Here is an 18,441-nt window from a genome sequence, read left to right on the forward strand (position 1 = left end):
ATGACAGTTGCCATTTTTACTTTTACACGCTATTGCAGCAGACGTATAAAACTGCATGATTTTACAATGTGATATATGGAATAAAGTCTAATAAGATCGGTGCGACGATGTTAGCAGAGAAGTGTTTGCTGATTACGGGGGGCACTGGGTCGTTCGGCAATGCGGTGCTTGACCGCTTCCTGCACAGCGACCTGGGTGAAATCAGAATTTTCAGTCGTGATGAAAAGAAGCAGAACGACATGAGACTTCGGTACGCCAACCCAAAGCTCAAGTTTTACCTGGGTGATGTTCGAGATTACGGCAGTCTGGTAGGAGCGCTACGGGGCGTGGACTACGTTTTTCACGCCGCAGCTCTCAAACAGGTTCCATCCTGTGAATTCTACCCGATGGAAGCGGTGCGCACGAACGTGTTGGGCACGGAGTGCATGATCAATGCCGCTCAGACCTGTAACGTACGCAGAGTAGTCTGTCTGAGTACGGATAAGGCGGTGTACCCCGTAAGTGCGATGGGTATCTCCAAGGCCCTGATGGAGAAGGTCGCAAGCGCCAAGGCAAGAGAGCTTGGCGATTCCGCGACAATGATCTGCACAACCCGTTATGGGAATGTCATGGGCTCGCGCGGTTCAGTTATTCCTCTGTTTATCGACCAGATACGACGGCGAATACCGTTGACGCTAACCGATGCGAGCATGACGCGCTTCATGATGACGCTCGAAGAAGCGGTCGAACTGGTCATGTTCGCATTTACGAACGGTTCGAACGGAGACATCTACGTGCAGAAGGCGCCGGCGGCCTCATTAGCCACGCTCGCACGAGCTTTGTGCGAATTGTTCGACGTGCCAAATTATCCGCACAAGATAATGGGCACGCGACATGGCGAGAAGCGGAGTGAAGCGCTTCTAAGCCGGGAGGAAATGGCCCTGGCGGAAGATCTCGGCAAATATTATCGGATCCCGCCGGACAACCGCGATCTGAATTATGCAAAATTCTTCGAAGAGGGGCACTCGGAGATTACCCGTGCCGATGACTATAGTTCCGATAACACGGATCAACTCAGCGTGGAGGAAACCAAGTCCCTCCTTTTGAAGCTGAGTGTCGTCAGAAAAGCTTTGAAGGGTGAATTCAGAGCGATGGATGATGCTGCATGACCAGAATTCTCGTTCTGGGCGCCGGTGGGATGCTCGGCCATACACTTTTCCGCCACCTGGCCATGAATACAACATATGAGGTTCATGGCACGGTCCGGGGGGGTGCGACCATGCCCGATAGCCATACGGCGACCTTGCATGGGGTGGACACCTTGCACGGCCATGTTGATGTTCTCGACCGCGGAACGCTCCTGGCTACGCTCGATGCGATAAGACCAGAAGTCATTCTGAATTGTGTTGGTCTTATCAAGCAGCGAGAATCGTCCTTGAATGTGGAGGAGGCTATCGCGATCAATGCCTTGTTGCCTCATCAATTGGCGGGTTGGTGCAACGCACATGGTTCACGCCTGATCCACTTCTCAACGGATTGTGTCTTTGCGGGCGATCGCGGCGATTACCGGGAAGCCGACCACGCCGATGCGGACGATCTGTACGGCCGGTCCAAATATCTCGGAGAAGTAAATTACGGCAGGCATCTGACCATACGGACATCGCTGATCGGGCATGAGTTGACCAATCATCTAAGTCTCGTGGACTGGTTCCTCGGCGCCAAGGCACCTGTTTCAGGTTATGCTCAAGTTGTCTTTTCGGGACTTCCCACGATCGAGATCGCACATATAATCCAAAATTATATTTTACCGCATGATGATTTGTGCGGTCTTTATCACCTAAGTGCCGCGCCAATCGACAAGGACCGCTTACTTCGATTGATTGCGTCTGCCTACAGCCGTCAAACGCAAGTCTTGCGCAGTGACCATCCCCGCCTGGACCGCTCGCTGAACTCGGAACCCCTTCGACACGAACTGAACTATAGTCCGCCTAGCTGGGAAAAGCTGATCGCAGACATGCATTCAGACTACATTCGGCACTACAGCGCTGTTCGCGAAGAGGCGGTGTCGTAGCAATGAAGAAACTCAAGGTGATGACAATCCTGGGCACCAGGCCCGAGATCATCAGACTATCCCGCATCATTCCGCTGCTTGATGAGTTCTGCGACCACACTATCGTGCATACGGGTCAAAATCATGATTACGAATTGAATGAAGTGTTCTTCCAGCAATTACAATTGCGAAGGCCTGATCATTTCCTTGACGCAGCCCGCGAAACGCCTGCGGCGACGATAGGCCGGGTGATTTCCGCGATCGACCCGTTGCTGGAGAAGGAAATGCCCGAAGCTGTTTTGATTCTCGGCGATACGAACAGTGCTCTTGCAGCCATTGCGGTCAAACGACGCAAGATTCCGATATTCCATATGGAAGCCGGCAATCGCAGTTTTGATCAAAGAGTTCCCGAAGAGATCAACCGTCGGATTGTCGATCAAATTTCGGATATCAATCTCACCTATAGCGACATTGCGCGTGAGTATCTTCTGCGCGAAGGCACGCCACCCGACCGTGTCATCAAGACAGGTAGCCCGCTTGGCGAGGTGCTGAACCATTATCGCGAACGGATAGAAGCCTCTACCGTGCTGCAGGATCTGGACCTGCAAGCCGGTGAATTCTATCTGGTCAGTGCGCATCGCGAAGAGAATGTCGATAATCCGCGCCAACTGGTCCGTCTTGCGGAAATCCTCAATCATCTGGCGCTTGAGTGTAAAGTCATCGTCTCGACTCATCCGCGCACGCGCAAACGCATCGAGGAATTAGAGCTCAAATTCGCGCCAAACGTGCGCCTGTTGAAGCCGCTTGGATTCCTGGATTATGTCTGGTTGCAGATGAACGCGACAGCGATCCTGTCTGACAGCGGCACCATCACCGAAGAAACTTCCCTCCTCAATCTGCGGTCGCTCAACCTGCGTGAGGCCCACGAGCGCCCGGAAGGCATGGAAGAAGGAACAGTCATGATGGTCGGACTGAATCTGGATCGGGTGCTTCAAGGGCTGGCAATCTTGGAACGGCAACCCGCGGGAGAGAGGCGATCGCTACGTCTCGTACGCGACTATGACGTGGACAATGTCTCGCAGAAGGTGCTGCGCATTCTGCACAGCTATACGAGTTATGTGAACAACTACGTCTGGCGAAAGGGATGAAGGCATGCGCCTCCTGATCCTCAGCCAATATTTCTGGCCTGAGAATTTTCGCATCAATGAACTCGCTGTCGAACTGGAACGGCGGGGACATGACGTATGCGTTCTGACCGGCCTGCCAAACTATCCCGACGGCAAGGTTTTCGCCGGGTTCCGGAAATCTCCGCATGAATGGAACAAGCTTGGCGATGTCGATATTGTCAGAGTGCCTCTTGTGCCGCGGGGTCGCCATTCGATCAGCCTCGTCGCCAACTATCTCAGTTTTGCCATGTCGGCAGCCATGCTCGGCGCCTGGAAGCTGCGGGGGCGTCCTTTCGATGCGGTTTTGGTCTATCAGGTGTCGCCAGCGACCATCGGATTGCCAAGTGTCATACTACGATGGTTGAAGCGTGCGCCCACAGTGTTCTGGGTTCAGGATTTGTGGCCGGATACGCTGGCGGCGATGGGTGTGGTCCGATCGCAGAAGGTCTTACGCTGGGTTGATCTCTTTCTTTCCTGGGTTTATCGGCACACGGACCATGTGCTTGGCCAATCGCAAGCCATTCTACCCCGCCTGAGGCAACAAGTGCCTGCCAATGTGCCGGTGAGTTATCTGCCAAATTGGGCGCCGGCCGCGGATGGAGCCGTAGATGCAGGTAGAGAGGCGGGAAAAAACGTCTTTCAGGTCTATTACCTAGGCAATATCGGTGACGCACAAGATTTCCCTACCGTAATTGATGCAATCTCGTCCCTGGCTCATCGTGACGATCTGCACTGGAATTTCGTCGGTGACGGGAGATTGGCCGATTGGTTGAAGCAACAGTTGGAACAACGTCATCTGACGCATAGGGTGAGCATGCTGGGTAGTCATCCCTTGGAAGCGATGCCTCGCTTCTATCGCGCCGCCGATGCTCTCCTCGTTTCGCTAAAGGCCCAGCCATTGCTCTCGCTGACGGTTCCGAGCAAGGTTCAGGCTTATCTGGCTGCTGGTGTGCCTTTGCTTGGAATGCTCGATGGCGAGGGCGCTCGTATCATTCGCGATGCCGGTGCAGGGATTACATGTCCAGCCGGCAATAGCGCAAAACTTGCTGAAGCTGTTAGCAATCTCATGGCGATGCCGCGCGACAGGCGATTGCAGATGGGTGCAGCCGGGCGCGCATATAGCGAGGCTGAATTCGATTTCACCCGCATCGTGGACCGCCTGGAACAAATCCTCGAGGAGGCTGGTCGAAAATCGGTACAGCCGGTGGAAGTATCCTGATCGATGACATCAGAAAAATCTCCAGCGATCGACGCCGGCTTGAAAGACTTGAGCTTCACCAAATCGCGTGGAGCAGTCGCTGCGAGCAGGATCGCTTTGCTTGTCGGCGGAATTGCAAATTCCTTGCTGTTGCCTCTGGTTCTGGAGCGTTCGGCAGTAGGACTATTTTTCCAAGCTCAAGTCGCGATTGCAGCCTTGTCCACCATTGCTCAGCTCGGTTTCACGTTCACCGTTCCGCAGTTTCTCTCTGCATATGTGGCAGAGAGCAAATTCGCGGAGGCACGATTTTTTATCGCCTCAATCATTACGGTTTCAATTCTCACATCTGCGCTACTGACAGGGCTCTATTCCATTTTTCTCTATTACGGCGATCTCGGCCCAGCCGAACATACCATCTTGACGTGTGTATTCTTCACCGCGGCCTTCAATGCTCAAAGCGCTATTTCCTGTGAGATATTGCGGGCGTTGCGATCATATGGCGCTGCGAACATCATCATGACGTCATCAGGTCTGTTCGTGCCAATATATGTTTCTATAGTATATTTCGGATTAGAGCATTCTTCGATTCAAAAAGTGCTTTACTGCGGACTGGTGGGTTCAACCGGTGTATTTATGCTTTCTATCCTTTTGGTGTATCAAAAAGTCATAAGATTTCCAAGAAAAGCATTCCATAAGAAGAGAATTGTCACATTTACAGCCAAGTCGCTCCCCAATCTCTTGAGCTCGCTGGTGCTCTTCTTGATGTCGCAGGCGGATATAATCCTACTCTCGCACTGGTACGGCGCGCAGGAGGTTGCTGTCTATGGCATTGCAACCCGTATCTCCGCATTGTTGCTTTTTCCACTAGCCATTGCGAATTCCGCCTTGGCGCCGGTGGCCGTGGAACACAGGGTAGCTGAGCGCAACGGCGAATTGTGCGACCTGGTTTCATCAACGGCAAGAACGAGTGCTTTACTGGCCGGTGCAGGCTATTCCGCTTTTCTGCTGATCGGCTATCCTCTGATCGATTTTTGGAATCCCGCTTTCATAGAAGCATATTATATCTTTGCGATCCTCGGATTTGGCCAGGTTATTCACGCAGCTTGTGGTGCGGCGGGCGTGTTGCTGATGACGGGCGGACAACAGCTTACGGCCATGCGGATTACTCTCGGTGCAGGCTTTCTCACAATTATACTGGGCGTCCTGGGATTGGAGTATTTGGGCGTGGGAGGCCTAGCGGCAGCTATGGCGGCAGGCAATATCCTGCAGATGCTGGCCTTTGCATATCGAGCACGGCTGCATTTCGGTATTGATCCCACAGTGCTGGGACTACACCGTCCTATACGCGGCGCGGCGCGGGTCTTTTCACTATGACCCAATCATCCAAATGCAAGATTCTCGTGCTCGGAGGATCCGGGTTTCTAGGGCGACTTTTCGCTGCCCATTTCTCGTCAGATGACCGCTATGAGCTGCACTACCTCGTTCACAGAACGAGACCAGACTGGCTGGCGGAGGCTGCTTCCGTAAACATAATTGATGCTCGCGAGGAACATACATTTTCGGCTCTGCCGAAGATGCAAAGTCTTGACGTTGCCATCAACATGTTGCGGCCCGATGGCAGCGGTTGGTGCCTCGATTACACGAAATCTGCCCTGTCCGCCTTGACGAAGACGGGCATCGAACGTTTCGTTCATCTTAGTTCCATCGATATCTACAACGGAAGCACCGCCAAATTTATCGATGAGCATACTGCGCCGATGCCGGACAACGCCTACGCTCGAGAACACTGTCAGATCGAGGATTTGCTTCGAGCATCTCCACTTACTCTCTCCGTATTACGATTGGGTGCCGTTTTCGGTGATGGAGGACGCAACGTCGTTTCATTTTTCAACGAGGCTCAAAAAGCGCCCTTATTGAAACTCGGATTGAGACAAGCGCTTTATGGCCGACGCCGCATGCATCTGGTCAGCGCGGCATCCGTTCTGTCTGCAGTGGCGTATGCGTTGGCGCCTACAAGCGAGAGCGGCACGCTTCTCGTCACCGATGACGACGACGAGCGCAACAACTTCGCGTATATGAATGAAAAAATCCTGCGCTTCTGCAATAGGCCGGATTTAAGCAATGTGCCCGAGCTTCCGCTATTTTGCTTAAGTTTAGCTTTGAAAGTGCGAGGCCAATCAACAATCCTGCCCAGCCGACGCTTCTCCGCCGACCTATTGGATCGAGCTGGAATCAAGCGGCCCGATTTTGGGACAGAGCTTGATCTGTACCTTGAGAAACTCTCGCTCAGGGCTGTCCAATGAAATTGTTGCTTACCTGTGTTTCACTGGACAGCGAGCGCGGTGCGGGGACAGCGGAAAGAACTCGGCAATTGGCTAGAGCCTTGGTTGCTGCAGGGTATCAATGCTCCATCGCGACGATCGATTCTGGTTCGCTGGTCAAAGAACTGACGGGGATTGGAGCGTCGATCTACGTGACGGGTTCGACGCGCCTGAAGTTCACGATACCGTTCGTATCTCCGTGGCGCCTTTGGAATTTGGTGCGAAATGCCGAAGTGGTTCATATCCTGGGATACTGGAACCTGCTATCAGTCCTGACTGCCTTTTTCGCTTTCGTAGGCAACAGGCCGTTCCTGTTATGCGCTGCCGGTGAACTAGCCCTCTTAAACGAGCCCCGCCATGTGGCGAAGCTCTTCCACCGACTGTTTGGCTGGTTACTGCTTGGTAAGGCTGCGAAAATCATTGCCATTACCGAGCTTGAGAAACAACAGCTCTTAGCCCGCTTCCACTTCCCGGCAGACCGCGTATCAGTTTTGCCGAATGGTGCAATTGCCAGCAACATTGCTCTCGCCGAAACTCCGGCCGCGGAAAGCCCTGCGACCCCTTACATCCTCTTCATGGGGCGTCTTGCGCATATAAAGGGTCCTGATCTTCTTGTCGAAGCTTTCGGGATAGTGGCACCGCAGTATCCTGAGATCACTCTGCTGCTGGCCGGGCCCGACTTGGGGCTCCAGGCGTCGCTCGAAGCTCGCAGTCGAGAATTGGGGCTGAACAACCGCATCCGGTTCCTCGGCTTTGTCAATGAACAGCAACGTACGGAGCTCTATCGGGGAGCGAGCTTTCTCGTCGTTCCGTCCCGTGCCGAGGCAATGTCGCTCGTCGCTTTGGAGGCGGGGGCGGCAGGCATCCCTGTTGTTGCCACCGATCAATGTGGCTTGTCCGCGATTGAAGAGGTCGATGCCGGCCTGATTTGTAATTGCGAGGTTGTTTCAATCGCGCATGCTCTGGTGATAATGCTGGGAAGCAGCCAGCGCAGGCAACAAGGCCGGCGATGGCAGGCATATGTACTGAGAAACTATTCCTGGAGTGCAATCGCCGATGATCTGGTTGCGATTGCGGAGCATGTTAAATGAGCGGACCAAAAGTGAGTATCGTGGTCCCGGTCTATAATTGTGAACGATATCTTGCCGAAGCAATAACAAGCCTGCTCGAACAAACCTATACCGACGTAGAGATCATCGTCGTTGACGATGGCTCTACCGATTCTTCACATGAAATAGCGGCCGGATTTCCCGACAGAGTCCAGGTCATCAGGCAAACCAATCAGGGACAAAGTGTTGCCTTGAAGAATGGTTGGGCTGCTGCCTCCGGTTCGATTCTGGCCTACCTGAGCGCCGATGATCGTCTATTGCCAAAGGCGGTGGAACTTTGTGTAGATGCGTTGCTCACCCATGCTGGCACGGTGCTTGTTTATCCGGATTTTTACATCTTGAGCGCCCAGGGAGAAACCACCGGACTGGTGACGCCACCCGATTATTCAGAAATTGAGCTGTATGCGCAATTGCACTGCCTGCCCGGACCCGGGGCATTCTTCTTGCGTGAGGCCTATGAGCGCGTGGGGCCATGGCGAGCCGATCTGAGACAAATGCCCGATCTGGAGTTTTTTTTCAGGTTGGCGTCCCTTGGCAAGTTTTTGCATCTGCCCGAACCTCTGGCTTGTTTTCGTATTCACGATGCCTCGGCAAGCTATAGGCCTGTGAGCATTGATCGCGCTGAAGAACCGCTGGATATTGTCGGTGGTCCGCTGTCGGTTTTTTCTCAGCCGCACTTGGTCCGTTACCGCAGGGCAGCTTACGCAAATGCCAACCTACTTTCGTCAATCATCCATTTCAAATCGGGACGACCATCGACGGCCTTCAAGCGCCTCATGAAAGCTCTTATCTCCCGCCCACAATCATTATGGAGCAAACGCGGCCTTGCTGTTTGTATTACGCTTGCGCGGGCAGGACTTTTCTATCGTTGACTGCAAACTTCAGCAGCGCGAGTCTTAAAAGGGCAATGACGCTAATGGTCAGAAAAAGTTCAACGCAATAGATAAACAGGGTCCAGGGAAAGCCCATCTGTACGAATAGATAGGCCAAGGAAACTCCCACCGCGCTCGTGCAGCCGAGGTTGCGCGTCACGCTTGCACAGTAAAGCTCCAGCGCGTGGCCCAACAACATACATACGAAGACGAAAGCAACAATAAGGACTAAGTTCCCGGTGTATGAGGCAACACCGATAGGACCAGGCAGCGTAAGAAACACATAGTCTTTGACGTTTGCGTAGCGGTCGCCAGACAATATTTCGGCTGTGTTCGTGTCGCGCCATGCTGGCCCGACAACCTTCTGATATCACAGCCGAAATGGGATCCCGGCGACACACCTCGCTGCGTCTGCTTCAGCGGGCGGCCCAGTTCGCTCCGCGCTGGAATATGGTTCGCATCTGGGGCACTTCGAATTCCTTGGCGACGTGTCCGAGCGACGAATAGAACACCCTGCCCTTGCCATATTTGCGCTTCCACACCACAGGCATGACGACGCCGTCGATCCAGTAGGCATGATCGCCTTTGAACGTCGTCGTTGCGAGGACCTCGTTGGAAGGATCGACATGCATGTAATATTGTTCAGACTTGTAGGGGAAATCGCCGATCCCCTGCATCAGAGGATCGTCCGGCTTCGTCACATTGACCGTGTAGTCGATGATGTTGCCGGGGTGCGCGACCCATTGGCCGCCGATGATGAATTGATACTCGACACATTCGCGGAAGGCATCTCCGGCGCCGCCATGATATCCGGCTATGCCGACGCCCTTCTCTACCGCCTCGGCAAGGTTCTTGGCTTCTTCCTTTTCTATCTTCGACATGGTCATGATGGGTACGATCAGGCTGAGGTCGTGAATCGAAGGGTCGGCAAATGCTTCGGTACTATGCTCGACATAGACCTTGAAACCATCCGTCTCCAGCATTTCCCTGATGATTTCGGCGCATTCCTGCGGCTCATGGCCACTCCATCCACCCCAGACAATAAGTGCTTCGCGCATGTGTTTCCTCCTGAAATGCTAGATCGCGATCTTTCCATCGATCAATGAATCTGCGAGCGGCGCCGGGCGTTCCGTCGTGGTACTGATCATTGTCGCCTGGCCCGATTGTGAAGCTCTTTCAAACGCCTCCATGACCTCCAGGACATGCAGCGCCAGCGATCCGCTCGCCCTGTGCGGCCGGTTGGACCGGATCGCATGCGCCATATCGGCCACGCCGAGCGAGCGGTAATTGCCATCCGAGTAGGGATGTTGCGTATCCCTGTTCTCGAAGGTTCCACCTTTTTTCAGATATTCGATCTGCCCGCCGAAATGATTGGGATCCGGAACGATCAACGTTCCTTCCGTGCCATAGATCTCAAGCGGCACATGCTTGTGGCCGGCGACATCGAAACTCATGCCGATCTGCACGATCGCGCCGTTGGCAAACGCCATGACACCTGCCACATGGGTCGGCACCTGCACGGGTATGCGCTCGCCCTTGCGCGGCTCACTGGTGATGATGCGCTCGCTGCGGGGCGAGAATGCAAAGCCGGCAACCTGCTTGACGGGCCCCAGAAGGTTGACCAGATCGGTGATGTAATAGGGCCCCATATCCAGCATCGGGCCACCACCTACCTCGTAATAAAAGTCCGGATTGGGATGCCAGCGCTCATGGCCCGGGCACATGAAGGTGGCCGTACCGCCGACCGGCTGACCGATTGCCCCCTCGTCGAGGATCGCGCGCGCAGTTTGATGCGCGCCACCAAGAAAAGTGTCCGGCGCCGCGCCGATACGCAGGTTCCTGGCCTTGGCAGCGTCAGCGAGGCGCTTGCCCTCGGCAAAATTGATGCCCAAGGGTTTTTCCGAATAGGTGTGCTTTCCCGCGTCCAATGCTTGCAGCGCGACCGCGACATGCGCTTTCGGAACGGTGAGATTGACGACGATCTCGACATCGGGATCCGCCAACAATGCCGAGACCGTCGTGGCAGGAATGTTGAATTCCGCACCGCGGCTGCGCGCCAGATCCTCATTGAGGTCGGCCAGACCGACGATGTTCAGGACCGGAAAGGACGCCATCGCCTTCAGATAGGCGCTCGAAATATTGCCGCAGCCGATAATGCCGATACCAATGGGTTTCACTCAATATCCTCCCGATACAACTGAACAGATCAGAGTCCCTGTGCGGGGCCTGTGGTCCCCCAGGGCGATTCATAAAGTTCGCACAGCGCGACAACGGCGGCGCCTTGAGCCCATATTTCCTCTGGCGAATGATCGAAGACCAGTTCCGCCACATTCTTGAGCGATGGCGGAATGGCCTGGATATAGGCGGCGCTCAGGCTCTGCAGAAACGGCTTGCCCAATGCGAGGCTCGATCCGACCACGATGATGAGCGGTGGCGCGAACAGAGTGACGATATTGGCAAGCGCCGTTCCCACGGCCTCGCCAGCGCTGGCCGCGGCACGCACGAGTGCGTCATCTTCCGCTTCTATGAGAGTCTGGGCATGGTGCATTCCGCGCCCCAATTGTATGGCCTCGGCAAAACGTCCTGCCGCCGGATGCGCTGCCAGAATGGCGCTTTCGCCCGCCTTGCTGGACAATCGCACTGGTCCACCGGGGCCGACACCGACGACAAGGTCACCGAGATTGTGGTTCAAACCGCCGGCGCCCCGGAACAATTGCCCCTGATGCAGCACGCCGAGGCCAAGGGTTCGCTCCAGCGAAACCAGCACCATATCGTCCAGATCGCGCGCCTTGCCGAACCAGTGATGGGCAAGCGTTATGGCGTGGGCGTCGCTTTCGACGATGGTCGCCGTTCGCAAGCGCTCGGTCATCTCGGAGGCGAAGTCGACATCGATATCCCGAAACACCGGGCTCGTCAGCACGCGGCCGGTGCGATGCTCGATGACGCCGGGCAACCCTATACATACGGAATCGATCTCATCCAGCGACAGGCCGGCATCGACCACGCATCGCCTTACGCCATCCTCGATCAGGTCGGCAATCACACCGATCGGCTGCCGATCGACCCGCAGGTCCAGCGTCAATGTCGAAAGCACCTCACCTTTGAAGTTCGTTACGACGAATGTCATCCGGTTCGATGCGATCTTGGCCCCCACGACGCGCGCTGCGTCCGGATTGAGCTCGAGCATGACCCTTGGCCGGCCACGCACGGCGGCATCCCGCAGATCGCCTTCATGGCGCGTCAGGATGAGTCCGTCATCCAGGAGCGATGCCGTAATCGCCGACACCGTCGTCGTCGACAGCTCGCTTCTCTCACTGATTTCGATGCGGGATATCGGTCCGAAGCGGCGAATCGTATCCAATATCGTGAAGCGATTGATCGCTCGCATAAGTTCGGGATCGGCGGTTTTCATGGAACTACCAGGCAGTTGAGGAGTATCCGGCATCGGTATATTTTTGCCGCATTACGGAATAAATAGCAGGACCCCTCTGCTGCCTGTCAAGCAGTTTAAGCCATTTGTGACAATTTAAGGTTGACAACCAACGCCTATTGCTTTGAATTAATCCGCACTACGGAAAAATTATCTGATTTCTCGGGAGGAGAAGTTATGAATAAGATGATCAGCATCGCCCGCAAGGGCGAGCGTGTAGTCGTGCGCGCTGCGGCAGCAGGATTGGCGTTGTTCTTGGCCTCCGCGGCGGCCAACGCCCAGACCGTCGTGAAGTGGCTCCATCTCGAAATAGACCCACGCTATGTGGCGATCTGGGACGACATCGCCAAGAAATACGAAGCCGAACATCCAAATGTCGATATCCAGATGCAGTTCCTGGAGAACGAGGCATTCAAGGCAAAGCTGCCGACGCTCCTGCAATCGCCAGACGCACCGCATATATTCTACACTTGGGGTGGCGGCGTGTTGAAGCAGCAGTCCGAAACCGGATCGCTCAAGGATTTGACGCCCTCGATGAAGGCCGAGGACGCCGCCTGGGAGAAGACGTATAATCCCTCCGCTGTGCAGGGCCTCACCTTCAATGAGAAGATATGGGCAGTGCCAATGAAAATGGGCACGGTCAGCTTCTTCTATAACAAGGAGAAGTTCGCCAAGGCCGGTGTGGATGCCGCAGGCATCAAGACCTGGAGCAACCTGCTCGACGCGGTCAGGAAGATCAAATCCGCCGGCATCGTCCCGATTGCAGGAGGTGGCGGCGAAAAATGGCCGCTGCATTTCTACTGGAGCTACCTCGTCATGCGGAATGGCGGGCAGCAAGTGTTTACCGCCGCCAAGAATGGCGAGGGAGAGGGCTTTCTCGACCCCGCCATCATAAAGGCTGGCGAACAGCTTGCCGAACTCGGCGCGCTCGAGCCATTCCAGCCCGGCTATCTCGGCACGACCTGGCCCCAGGCGCTCGGCCTTTTCGGCGACGGCAAGGCTGCAATGATCCTCGGTTTCGAAAATACCGAGGCCAACCAGCGCAACAATGCAGGCGATGGCAAGGGGCTTAACCCGGAAAACATCGGCCGCTTCGCATTTCCTGTCGTCGAAGGCGGCGCCGGCGCGGCAACCGACACGCTTGGTGGCCTCAATGGTTGGGCCGTTTCGAAGGACGCACCACAGGAAGCCGTCGATTTCCTGGCTTACCTTACGAATGTCGACAATGAGCGCGTCATGGCCAAGGCAGGAATGCTCATCCCCGTGGCCAAAGGAGCGGAGGACGGCGTCGTCAATCCGCTGGTGCGGCAATCTGCAGAACAATTGGGCGCCTCGACCTGGCACCAGAACTTCTTTGACCAAGACCTTGGCCCGTCCGTCGGCCGCGTCGTCAACGACGTTTCGGTCGAAATCACATCCGGCCAGATGACATCGGAAGAAGGCGCCCAGATGATCCAGGACGCATTCGAACTGGAGAAGTTCTGATTCAGCATCTGCCCTCTGTCGCAACATGACTGACGACATGTCCAAAGGTAGGATGAGCATGACTGAACTGCGTGCATCAACGACATTGCTGCCTTCAGCGGCATTGCCAAAGACGGGAAAGGCGGCAAACCCGCTGGCGCGCGGCCGATTGCCCGTGCTCGTGGTGTTTCTGCCGCCGGCCATCCTGTTGTTCACGATCTTCGTCATCCTGCCGATGGGCGAAGCGGCATGGTACAGCCTGTATCGCTGGAATGGTTATGGGCTCCCGCAGCAATATGTCGGGTTCCGCAATTTCCAGGTCCTGTTCAACAATGCCGCCTTTACGCAGGCCTTGTGGAACAACGGCACCATCATCCTCGTCTCGGTACTGATCCAGATACCGCTGGCGATCTGGTTGGCCATGATGCTGGCCCACCGCATTGCCGGCGTCGTGGTCTTCCGCCTCATCTTCTTCCTGCCATACGTGCTGGCTGATGTGGCGGCAGGCCTCATCTGGCGCTTTGTCTATGATGGAGATTACGGCTTGTTCGCCGCCCTGTCGGGATTTCTCGGCATCGCAACGCCCTATGTGCTCGCTGACCGCAATCTCGCGATCTATGCGGTTCTGGCCGTCATCGTGTGGAAATATTTCGGCTTTCACATGATGCTGTTCATCGCCGGCCTTCAGTCCATAGACAAGAGCGTACTCGAGGCTGCGGAGATCGACGGGGCGACAGGCTGGCAGAAGTTTCGGCACATCACCCTGCCGCTCCTTGGCTCGACTGTGCGTCTTTCGGTATTTTTCGCGGTGATCGGCTCATTGCAATTGTTCGACATGATCATGCCCTTGACGGCCGGCGGACCATCCAACTCCACGCAGACCATGGTGACGTTCCTCTACACCTATGGCGTTACCCGCATGCAGGTCGGCCTCGGCAGCGCAGTCGGCGTGGTGCTCTTCGTCATCTGCGTCACCCTCGCCTTCGGCTACAAACGGATATTCATGCGCAATGACTGACCTTACCTCCTCCACACGCCCAGGCACGGCAACCAAGCTCTATCTTTATGTGGCATTGTCGGTCATTGCGGTCCTCGTGCTGGTGCCGCTGCTCACGACAGCGCTCGGCGGTTTCAAGTCTCTCGGAGAACTGCGCACCAATCCGTTCGGCCTGCCGTCAACCTGGTACTGGTCGAACTATACGGACATCCTGTTCGGCGATCGCTACTGGCGGCAGATGGTCAACTCGTTGATCATTGCCGTCTTGACTGTATTTCTCACGCTTGTCGTCTCGGCGATGGCGGCCTTCACCTTCGCCCATGTCCGGTTCTTCGGCTCGGGCTTTCTACTCAACTATTTTCTGATAGGGCTGATGTTCCCGGCTGCGACCGCAATCCTGCCGCTGTTTATCCGGATACGCGACCTCGGACTGCTCGATTCCTACTGGGGCGTCGTACTTCCCCAGGTCGCGTTCGGGCTTGGCATGAGCATCCTCCTGTTCCGCAACTATTTCAGGAACCTGCCTGAGGAACTGTTCCAGGCGGCTTTCGTCGATGGCTGCGGCTATATCCGCTTCTTCTGGTACATCTCGCTGCCCCTCGCCCGGCCGATAATCGCCACCGTGGGCATCATATCGTTCGTTGGCAGCTGGAACAGCTACATCCTGCCGCTGATCATGCTGAACTCCGAAAACAAATACACGTGGCCGCTCGGGATCATGGTCTATCGCGGCGAATACGGCACGAACTGGCAGCTCGCGCTGGCGTTCATCACGCTGACAATCCTCCCGACGATTATCGTCTTCTTCATCGCGCAGAAGCACATCATTGCCGGGCTCACTGCCGGCGCCGTCAAATCATGATCGACAATCGTTGGAGCATCGCCCATGGCATCCGTTGAACTTCACAATCTGAGAAAGGCGTACGGCACGCTGGATGTCATCCATGACCTCTCGCTTTCGATAGAGGATAGCGAGTTCGTGGCGCTGGTCGGCCCGTCCGGCTGCGGCAAGTCCACGCTGCTTCGCATGATCGCCGGGCTTGAAGAAATCACGAGCGGAAATGTCCTGATTGGCGGCAAGATCGTCAACGGCTTGACGCCGCGCGAGCGCAATATCGCGATGGTGTTCCAGTCCTACGCCCTCTATCCGCATATGACGGTGGCGCAGAACATCGGCTTCAACCTCAAAATGTCAGGCGAATCGGCCGCAACGATCAGCGCGCGGGTGGCCGAGGCGGCGCGCATGCTCGATCTGACAAACCTGCTTGACCGCAAGCCCTCCCAATTGTCCGGCGGGCAGCGCCAGCGGGTTGCCATGGGCCGTGCCGTGGTGCGCGATCCCGAGGTTTTTCTGTTCGATGAGCCGCTTTCCAACCTCGACGCCAAGCTTCGCGTCCAGATGCGCGCCGAAATCAAGTCGCTACACCAGAAGGTGCAGACGACATCGATCTACGTCACGCACGACCAGATCGAAGCCATGACCCTGGCAGACCGGATCGTCGTGCTCAATCATGGGCGCATCGAACAACAGGGCGCTCCGATCGACCTCTATCGCAACCCCGCCAACCTCTTCGTCGCAGGTTTCATCGGCTCGCCTTCGATGAACGTATTGAAAGGTGTGGTCGAGGGCGTCGACGGCGCGCCATGCGTGCGCCTGAGCGACGGAACCGTCATAGGCGTAGCCGCAAAACAAGGGCTGGCGCGCGGACGATCGGTCAAGGTCGGCCTTCGTCCGGAACATTTGTCGCTGTCCGGCACAGGCAGCGTCTTGCGCGGCGAGACCTTGCTGGTGGAACCCACGGGGGCACACACCCATGTCCTTTTCGACATGGCTGCAAGCAAGGTTACCGCCCTGGTAAGCGGAGACACCGCCTTGCGGGTGGGAACGCCGTTTGCCGTGACGATCGATCCGGACCTCGTCCACGTGTTCGACGATGAGAGCGGGCACGCGCTCTAACTGACGCGGCACCGCTCGCTCCCTCGGAGGTGACAGGCGTCAGAAGATGAAATCACCCTCGGTGATCGTCGGTTCGAGGATGGAACTGAGCCAGATATTGAAATCGGATGCGCCATCGCCGTCCTCGTCGATCATGACAGTGGTCATGGTCTTTTCTATCACGAGGGCAACTTCACCGGCATTGCCGCTGAGACCGCCATATCCGACGAAAGTCAGGTCGAGAGGCTCGTCATTGGTGTAGTGACCATAAAAGCCGCTGAGGTCGATCTTGTCGCCCTCGGCGGAATGAAAGTCTTCAATCGTGCTCACCTTGTTCCAATTGGAGGCAAACACGAAAGTATCGGCCCCGTCGCCGCCATTGAGATAGTCACCGCCATTGGAATCCTCCAACCTGTCGTTCCCACCGAGTCCGGTCAGTTCGTCACGCCCCGTATTGCCCGAGAGATAGTTGGCCCCATCCGTGCCCACCAGGCTGTCATAGTCAAAGGGGCTACCGAGGATATTCTCGATGCCGACAAGTATATCTCCCTCGGCGTCTGCGCCCATGGTGAGGCCGCTATTGAGATTCACCACCACTCCACGCTCATTATACGAGTCACCGGAATATTGGACTGTATCCACGCCAGCGCCGCCGTCGATATAGTCGGCCCCTTCGCCGCCCCAGAATGTATTGTCGCTCGCATTGCCGATCAGTGTATCAGCGACGGACGTGGTGGCATCAACGTTTTCCACATTGCTGATCGTATCTTCCAGGAAATTGCCGCGCATGACGGTGCCGGCGGCAAGATCCACGGTTACGCCGCCATGCTGGATCGCCTCTTCGCCGGGAATCGAATAGAAGCCGAGAATCCGGATCGTGTCGCTGCCACTACCGCCGTCGATCGTGTCGCTGCCGACACCGGGATCGATATGGTCGTCATCGGCTCCGCCTTCTATGAAATCGTCCCCGTATCCGCCATATAATCCGTCGTGACCGGCCCCACCGCGGATGAAGTCGTTGCCATCCTCACCATCGAGAACGACGCCCTTGTCGTTGCCGATGAGTGTGTCGTCGAAGCTACTGCCGCGCACCCGTTCGATATTGCGAAGGGAATCGCCCTCCGCCTCGCCGCCGTGGCCGGTCCCTGTCGCCAGGTCGACCCGCACGCCCGCCGTTGAGTTGCTGTAGATGGCGCGATCATTGTCGCTTTCGCCGCCGTCGAGCACGTCTGCGCCTGCGCCACCCTCGAGATTGTCATACCCCGCGCCGGCAAGCAGAATGTCATCGCCCTCCCCGCCCTCGAGTTCGTCATCGACGGCAGTTCCGATGATCAGATCATTGCCTTCATCACCGGAAATAGAGGCGCCCCGCTCATTGCCCGGAATATAGCCGCCGGTCAGTGACGTCTGCCCGCTGATCAGGATATCGTCGCCGGCACCACCGATGAGCGTGCCATAGCCGGCAAGGATCGTATCATTGCCTGCGCCACCATCGAGCAGGTCACCCTCGCCCTCCTGATTGCGTCCGCCTGTAAGCCAATCGTCGCCGTCTCCGCCATAAAGCGCATCGTCGCCGCTGCCGCCATCCAGGAAATCGTCACCGCCGAAGCCATTGATCGTGTCTTCGCCAGCGGTGCCAACAAGAGAGTCGTCTCCCTCGGTGCCGTCGATGATTGCAGCCGGCGCGGCAGTACTGGTCCTTGCAAAGGTCGATGACAGGCCAAATTGAGCTTCCCACCAACGGTCGTCGGTCGGATTGGCATCCATCAGGTAGGAATCGGTCGACGGGGAATTTTTCGGTAAAGCGACCATTGTTCATTCTCCTCAGTGAACATTGAGCTCGTGAAATGGAACCGGCGTCTACAGATTAATCAAGTTAGCACTGAAATCTCGATTGTACACATTCATAATTTCGACAT

Annotated in this window: 16 protein-coding genes; 12 read left to right on the forward strand and 4 right to left on the reverse strand. The window is 56.1% G+C overall.

Going from position 1 to position 18,441, the window contains the following annotated elements; translation table 11 throughout:
- The first annotated feature begins 107 nt into the window (after nt 1-107).
- Genes M8997_RS07905 through M8997_RS07940 form a run of 8 tightly spaced genes read left to right on the forward strand, consistent with a single transcriptional unit; the run spans nt 108 to nt 8,695 of the window.
- Entirely contained in the window at nt 108-1,148 is a 1,041-nt protein-coding gene (locus tag M8997_RS07905; protein WP_250019460.1) for a polysaccharide biosynthesis protein, read from the forward strand.
- Nucleotides 1,145-2,050, forward strand: a complete 906-nt coding sequence (locus tag M8997_RS07910; RefSeq protein ID WP_250019461.1) for an SDR family oxidoreductase — start codon at nt 1,145-1,147, stop codon at nt 2,048-2,050. The genes M8997_RS07905 and M8997_RS07910 overlap by 4 nt, the downstream gene beginning before the upstream one ends.
- A gap of 2 nt (nt 2,051-2,052) precedes the next feature.
- Nucleotides 2,053-3,177 carry a non-hydrolyzing UDP-N-acetylglucosamine 2-epimerase gene (gene wecB, locus M8997_RS07915; RefSeq protein ID WP_250019462.1) on the forward strand — a complete coding sequence of 375 codons (1,125 nt, stop codon included), beginning with the start codon at nt 2,053-2,055 and terminating at the stop codon, nt 3,175-3,177.
- 4 nt (nt 3,178-3,181) lie between these two features.
- On the forward strand, nt 3,182-4,414 hold the full coding sequence (locus tag M8997_RS07920) for a glycosyltransferase family 4 protein (protein ID WP_250019463.1): 1,233 nt from the start codon (nt 3,182-3,184) through the stop codon (nt 4,412-4,414).
- A gap of 3 nt (nt 4,415-4,417) precedes the next feature.
- Nucleotides 4,418-5,767 carry an oligosaccharide flippase family protein gene (locus tag M8997_RS07925; protein WP_250019464.1) on the forward strand — a complete coding sequence of 450 codons (1,350 nt, stop codon included), beginning with the start codon at nt 4,418-4,420 and terminating at the stop codon, nt 5,765-5,767.
- Nucleotides 5,764-6,696 carry an NAD(P)-dependent oxidoreductase gene (locus M8997_RS07930; RefSeq protein ID WP_250019465.1) on the forward strand — a complete coding sequence of 311 codons (933 nt, stop codon included), beginning with the start codon at nt 5,764-5,766 and terminating at the stop codon, nt 6,694-6,696. Before M8997_RS07925 ends, M8997_RS07930 begins: the two co-directional genes overlap by 4 nt.
- A complete protein-coding gene (locus tag M8997_RS07935; RefSeq protein ID WP_250019466.1) occupies nt 6,693-7,805 on the forward strand; it encodes a glycosyltransferase in 1,113 nt (370 codons plus the stop codon). The genes M8997_RS07930 and M8997_RS07935 overlap by 4 nt, the downstream gene beginning before the upstream one ends.
- Complete coding sequence (locus M8997_RS07940) at nt 7,802-8,695, forward strand: glycosyltransferase (RefSeq protein WP_250019467.1); 894 nt, start codon at nt 7,802-7,804, stop codon at nt 8,693-8,695. The genes M8997_RS07935 and M8997_RS07940 overlap by 4 nt, the downstream gene beginning before the upstream one ends.
- A gap of 416 nt (nt 8,696-9,111) precedes the next feature.
- On the opposite strand, the gene M8997_RS07945 is transcribed toward M8997_RS07940, so the two are convergent.
- The 3 genes from M8997_RS07945 to M8997_RS07955 are packed head-to-tail and all read right to left on the reverse strand — an operon-like array spanning nt 9,112 to nt 12,107.
- Nucleotides 9,112-9,753 (reverse strand): ThuA domain-containing protein, encoded by a 642-nt coding sequence (locus M8997_RS07945; protein WP_250019468.1) that lies wholly within the window; start codon nt 9,751-9,753, stop codon nt 9,112-9,114.
- 18 nt (nt 9,754-9,771) lie between these two features.
- Nucleotides 9,772-10,872 (reverse strand): Gfo/Idh/MocA family oxidoreductase, encoded by a 1,101-nt coding sequence (locus M8997_RS07950; protein WP_250019469.1) that lies wholly within the window; start codon nt 10,870-10,872, stop codon nt 9,772-9,774.
- A 29-nt stretch (nt 10,873-10,901) separates the two neighbouring features.
- Entirely contained in the window at nt 10,902-12,107 is a 1,206-nt protein-coding gene (locus M8997_RS07955) for an ROK family transcriptional regulator (RefSeq protein WP_250019470.1), read from the reverse strand.
- A 195-nt stretch (nt 12,108-12,302) separates the two neighbouring features.
- Here M8997_RS07955 and M8997_RS07960 point away from each other — a divergent pair, with 195 nt between their 5' ends.
- Genes M8997_RS07960 through M8997_RS07975 form a run of 4 tightly spaced genes read left to right on the forward strand, consistent with a single transcriptional unit; the run spans nt 12,303 to nt 16,543 of the window.
- Entirely contained in the window at nt 12,303-13,610 is a 1,308-nt protein-coding gene (locus M8997_RS07960) for an ABC transporter substrate-binding protein (RefSeq protein ID WP_250019471.1), read from the forward strand.
- Between the two features lie 58 nt (nt 13,611-13,668).
- Nucleotides 13,669-14,607, forward strand: a complete 939-nt coding sequence (locus M8997_RS07965) for a carbohydrate ABC transporter permease (protein WP_250019472.1) — start codon at nt 13,669-13,671, stop codon at nt 14,605-14,607.
- Nucleotides 14,600-15,448: a carbohydrate ABC transporter permease gene (locus M8997_RS07970; protein WP_250019473.1), complete on the forward strand. Its 849-nt coding sequence runs from the start codon at nt 14,600-14,602 to the stop codon at nt 15,446-15,448. Before M8997_RS07965 ends, M8997_RS07970 begins: the two co-directional genes overlap by 8 nt.
- 24 nt (nt 15,449-15,472) lie before the next feature.
- A complete protein-coding gene (locus M8997_RS07975) occupies nt 15,473-16,543 on the forward strand; it encodes an ABC transporter ATP-binding protein (protein ID WP_250019474.1) in 1,071 nt (356 codons plus the stop codon).
- Between the two features lie 39 nt (nt 16,544-16,582).
- Here M8997_RS07975 and M8997_RS07980 read toward each other — a convergent pair whose 3' ends face one another.
- A complete protein-coding gene (locus M8997_RS07980) occupies nt 16,583-18,334 on the reverse strand; it encodes a calcium-binding protein (protein ID WP_250019475.1) in 1,752 nt (583 codons plus the stop codon).
- Between the last annotated feature and the right edge of the window lie 107 nt (nt 18,335-18,441).

It is taken from the genome of Phyllobacterium sp. 21LDTY02-6 (assembly GCF_023554255.2).
Taxonomy (GTDB): domain Bacteria; phylum Pseudomonadota; class Alphaproteobacteria; order Rhizobiales; family Rhizobiaceae; genus Phyllobacterium.

Coding starts and splice junctions, on each gene's coding strand:
- M8997_RS07905 (WP_250019460.1), top strand. CDS start 108: ATGTTAGCAGAGAAGTGTTTGCTGATTACGGGGGGCACTGGGTCGTTC.
- M8997_RS07910 (WP_250019461.1), top strand. CDS start 1,145: ATGACCAGAATTCTCGTTCTGGGCGCCGGTGGGATGCTCGGCCATACA.
- wecB (WP_250019462.1), top strand. CDS start 2,053: ATGAAGAAACTCAAGGTGATGACAATCCTGGGCACCAGGCCCGAGATC.
- M8997_RS07920 (WP_250019463.1), top strand. CDS start 3,182: ATGCGCCTCCTGATCCTCAGCCAATATTTCTGGCCTGAGAATTTTCGC.
- M8997_RS07925 (WP_250019464.1), top strand. CDS start 4,418: ATGACATCAGAAAAATCTCCAGCGATCGACGCCGGCTTGAAAGACTTG.
- M8997_RS07930 (WP_250019465.1), top strand. CDS start 5,764: ATGACCCAATCATCCAAATGCAAGATTCTCGTGCTCGGAGGATCCGGG.
- M8997_RS07935 (WP_250019466.1), top strand. CDS start 6,693: ATGAAATTGTTGCTTACCTGTGTTTCACTGGACAGCGAGCGCGGTGCG.
- M8997_RS07940 (WP_250019467.1), top strand. CDS start 7,802: ATGAGCGGACCAAAAGTGAGTATCGTGGTCCCGGTCTATAATTGTGAA.
- M8997_RS07945 (WP_250019468.1), bottom strand. CDS start 9,753: ATGCGCGAAGCACTTATTGTCTGGGGTGGATGGAGTGGCCATGAGCCG.
- M8997_RS07955 (WP_250019470.1), bottom strand. CDS start 12,107: ATGAAAACCGCCGATCCCGAACTTATGCGAGCGATCAATCGCTTCACG.
- M8997_RS07960 (WP_250019471.1), top strand. CDS start 12,303: ATGAATAAGATGATCAGCATCGCCCGCAAGGGCGAGCGTGTAGTCGTG.
- M8997_RS07965 (WP_250019472.1), top strand. CDS start 13,669: ATGACTGAACTGCGTGCATCAACGACATTGCTGCCTTCAGCGGCATTG.
- M8997_RS07970 (WP_250019473.1), top strand. CDS start 14,600: ATGACTGACCTTACCTCCTCCACACGCCCAGGCACGGCAACCAAGCTC.
- M8997_RS07975 (WP_250019474.1), top strand. CDS start 15,473: ATGGCATCCGTTGAACTTCACAATCTGAGAAAGGCGTACGGCACGCTG.
- M8997_RS07980 (WP_250019475.1), bottom strand. CDS start 18,334: ATGGTCGCTTTACCGAAAAATTCCCCGTCGACCGATTCCTACCTGATG.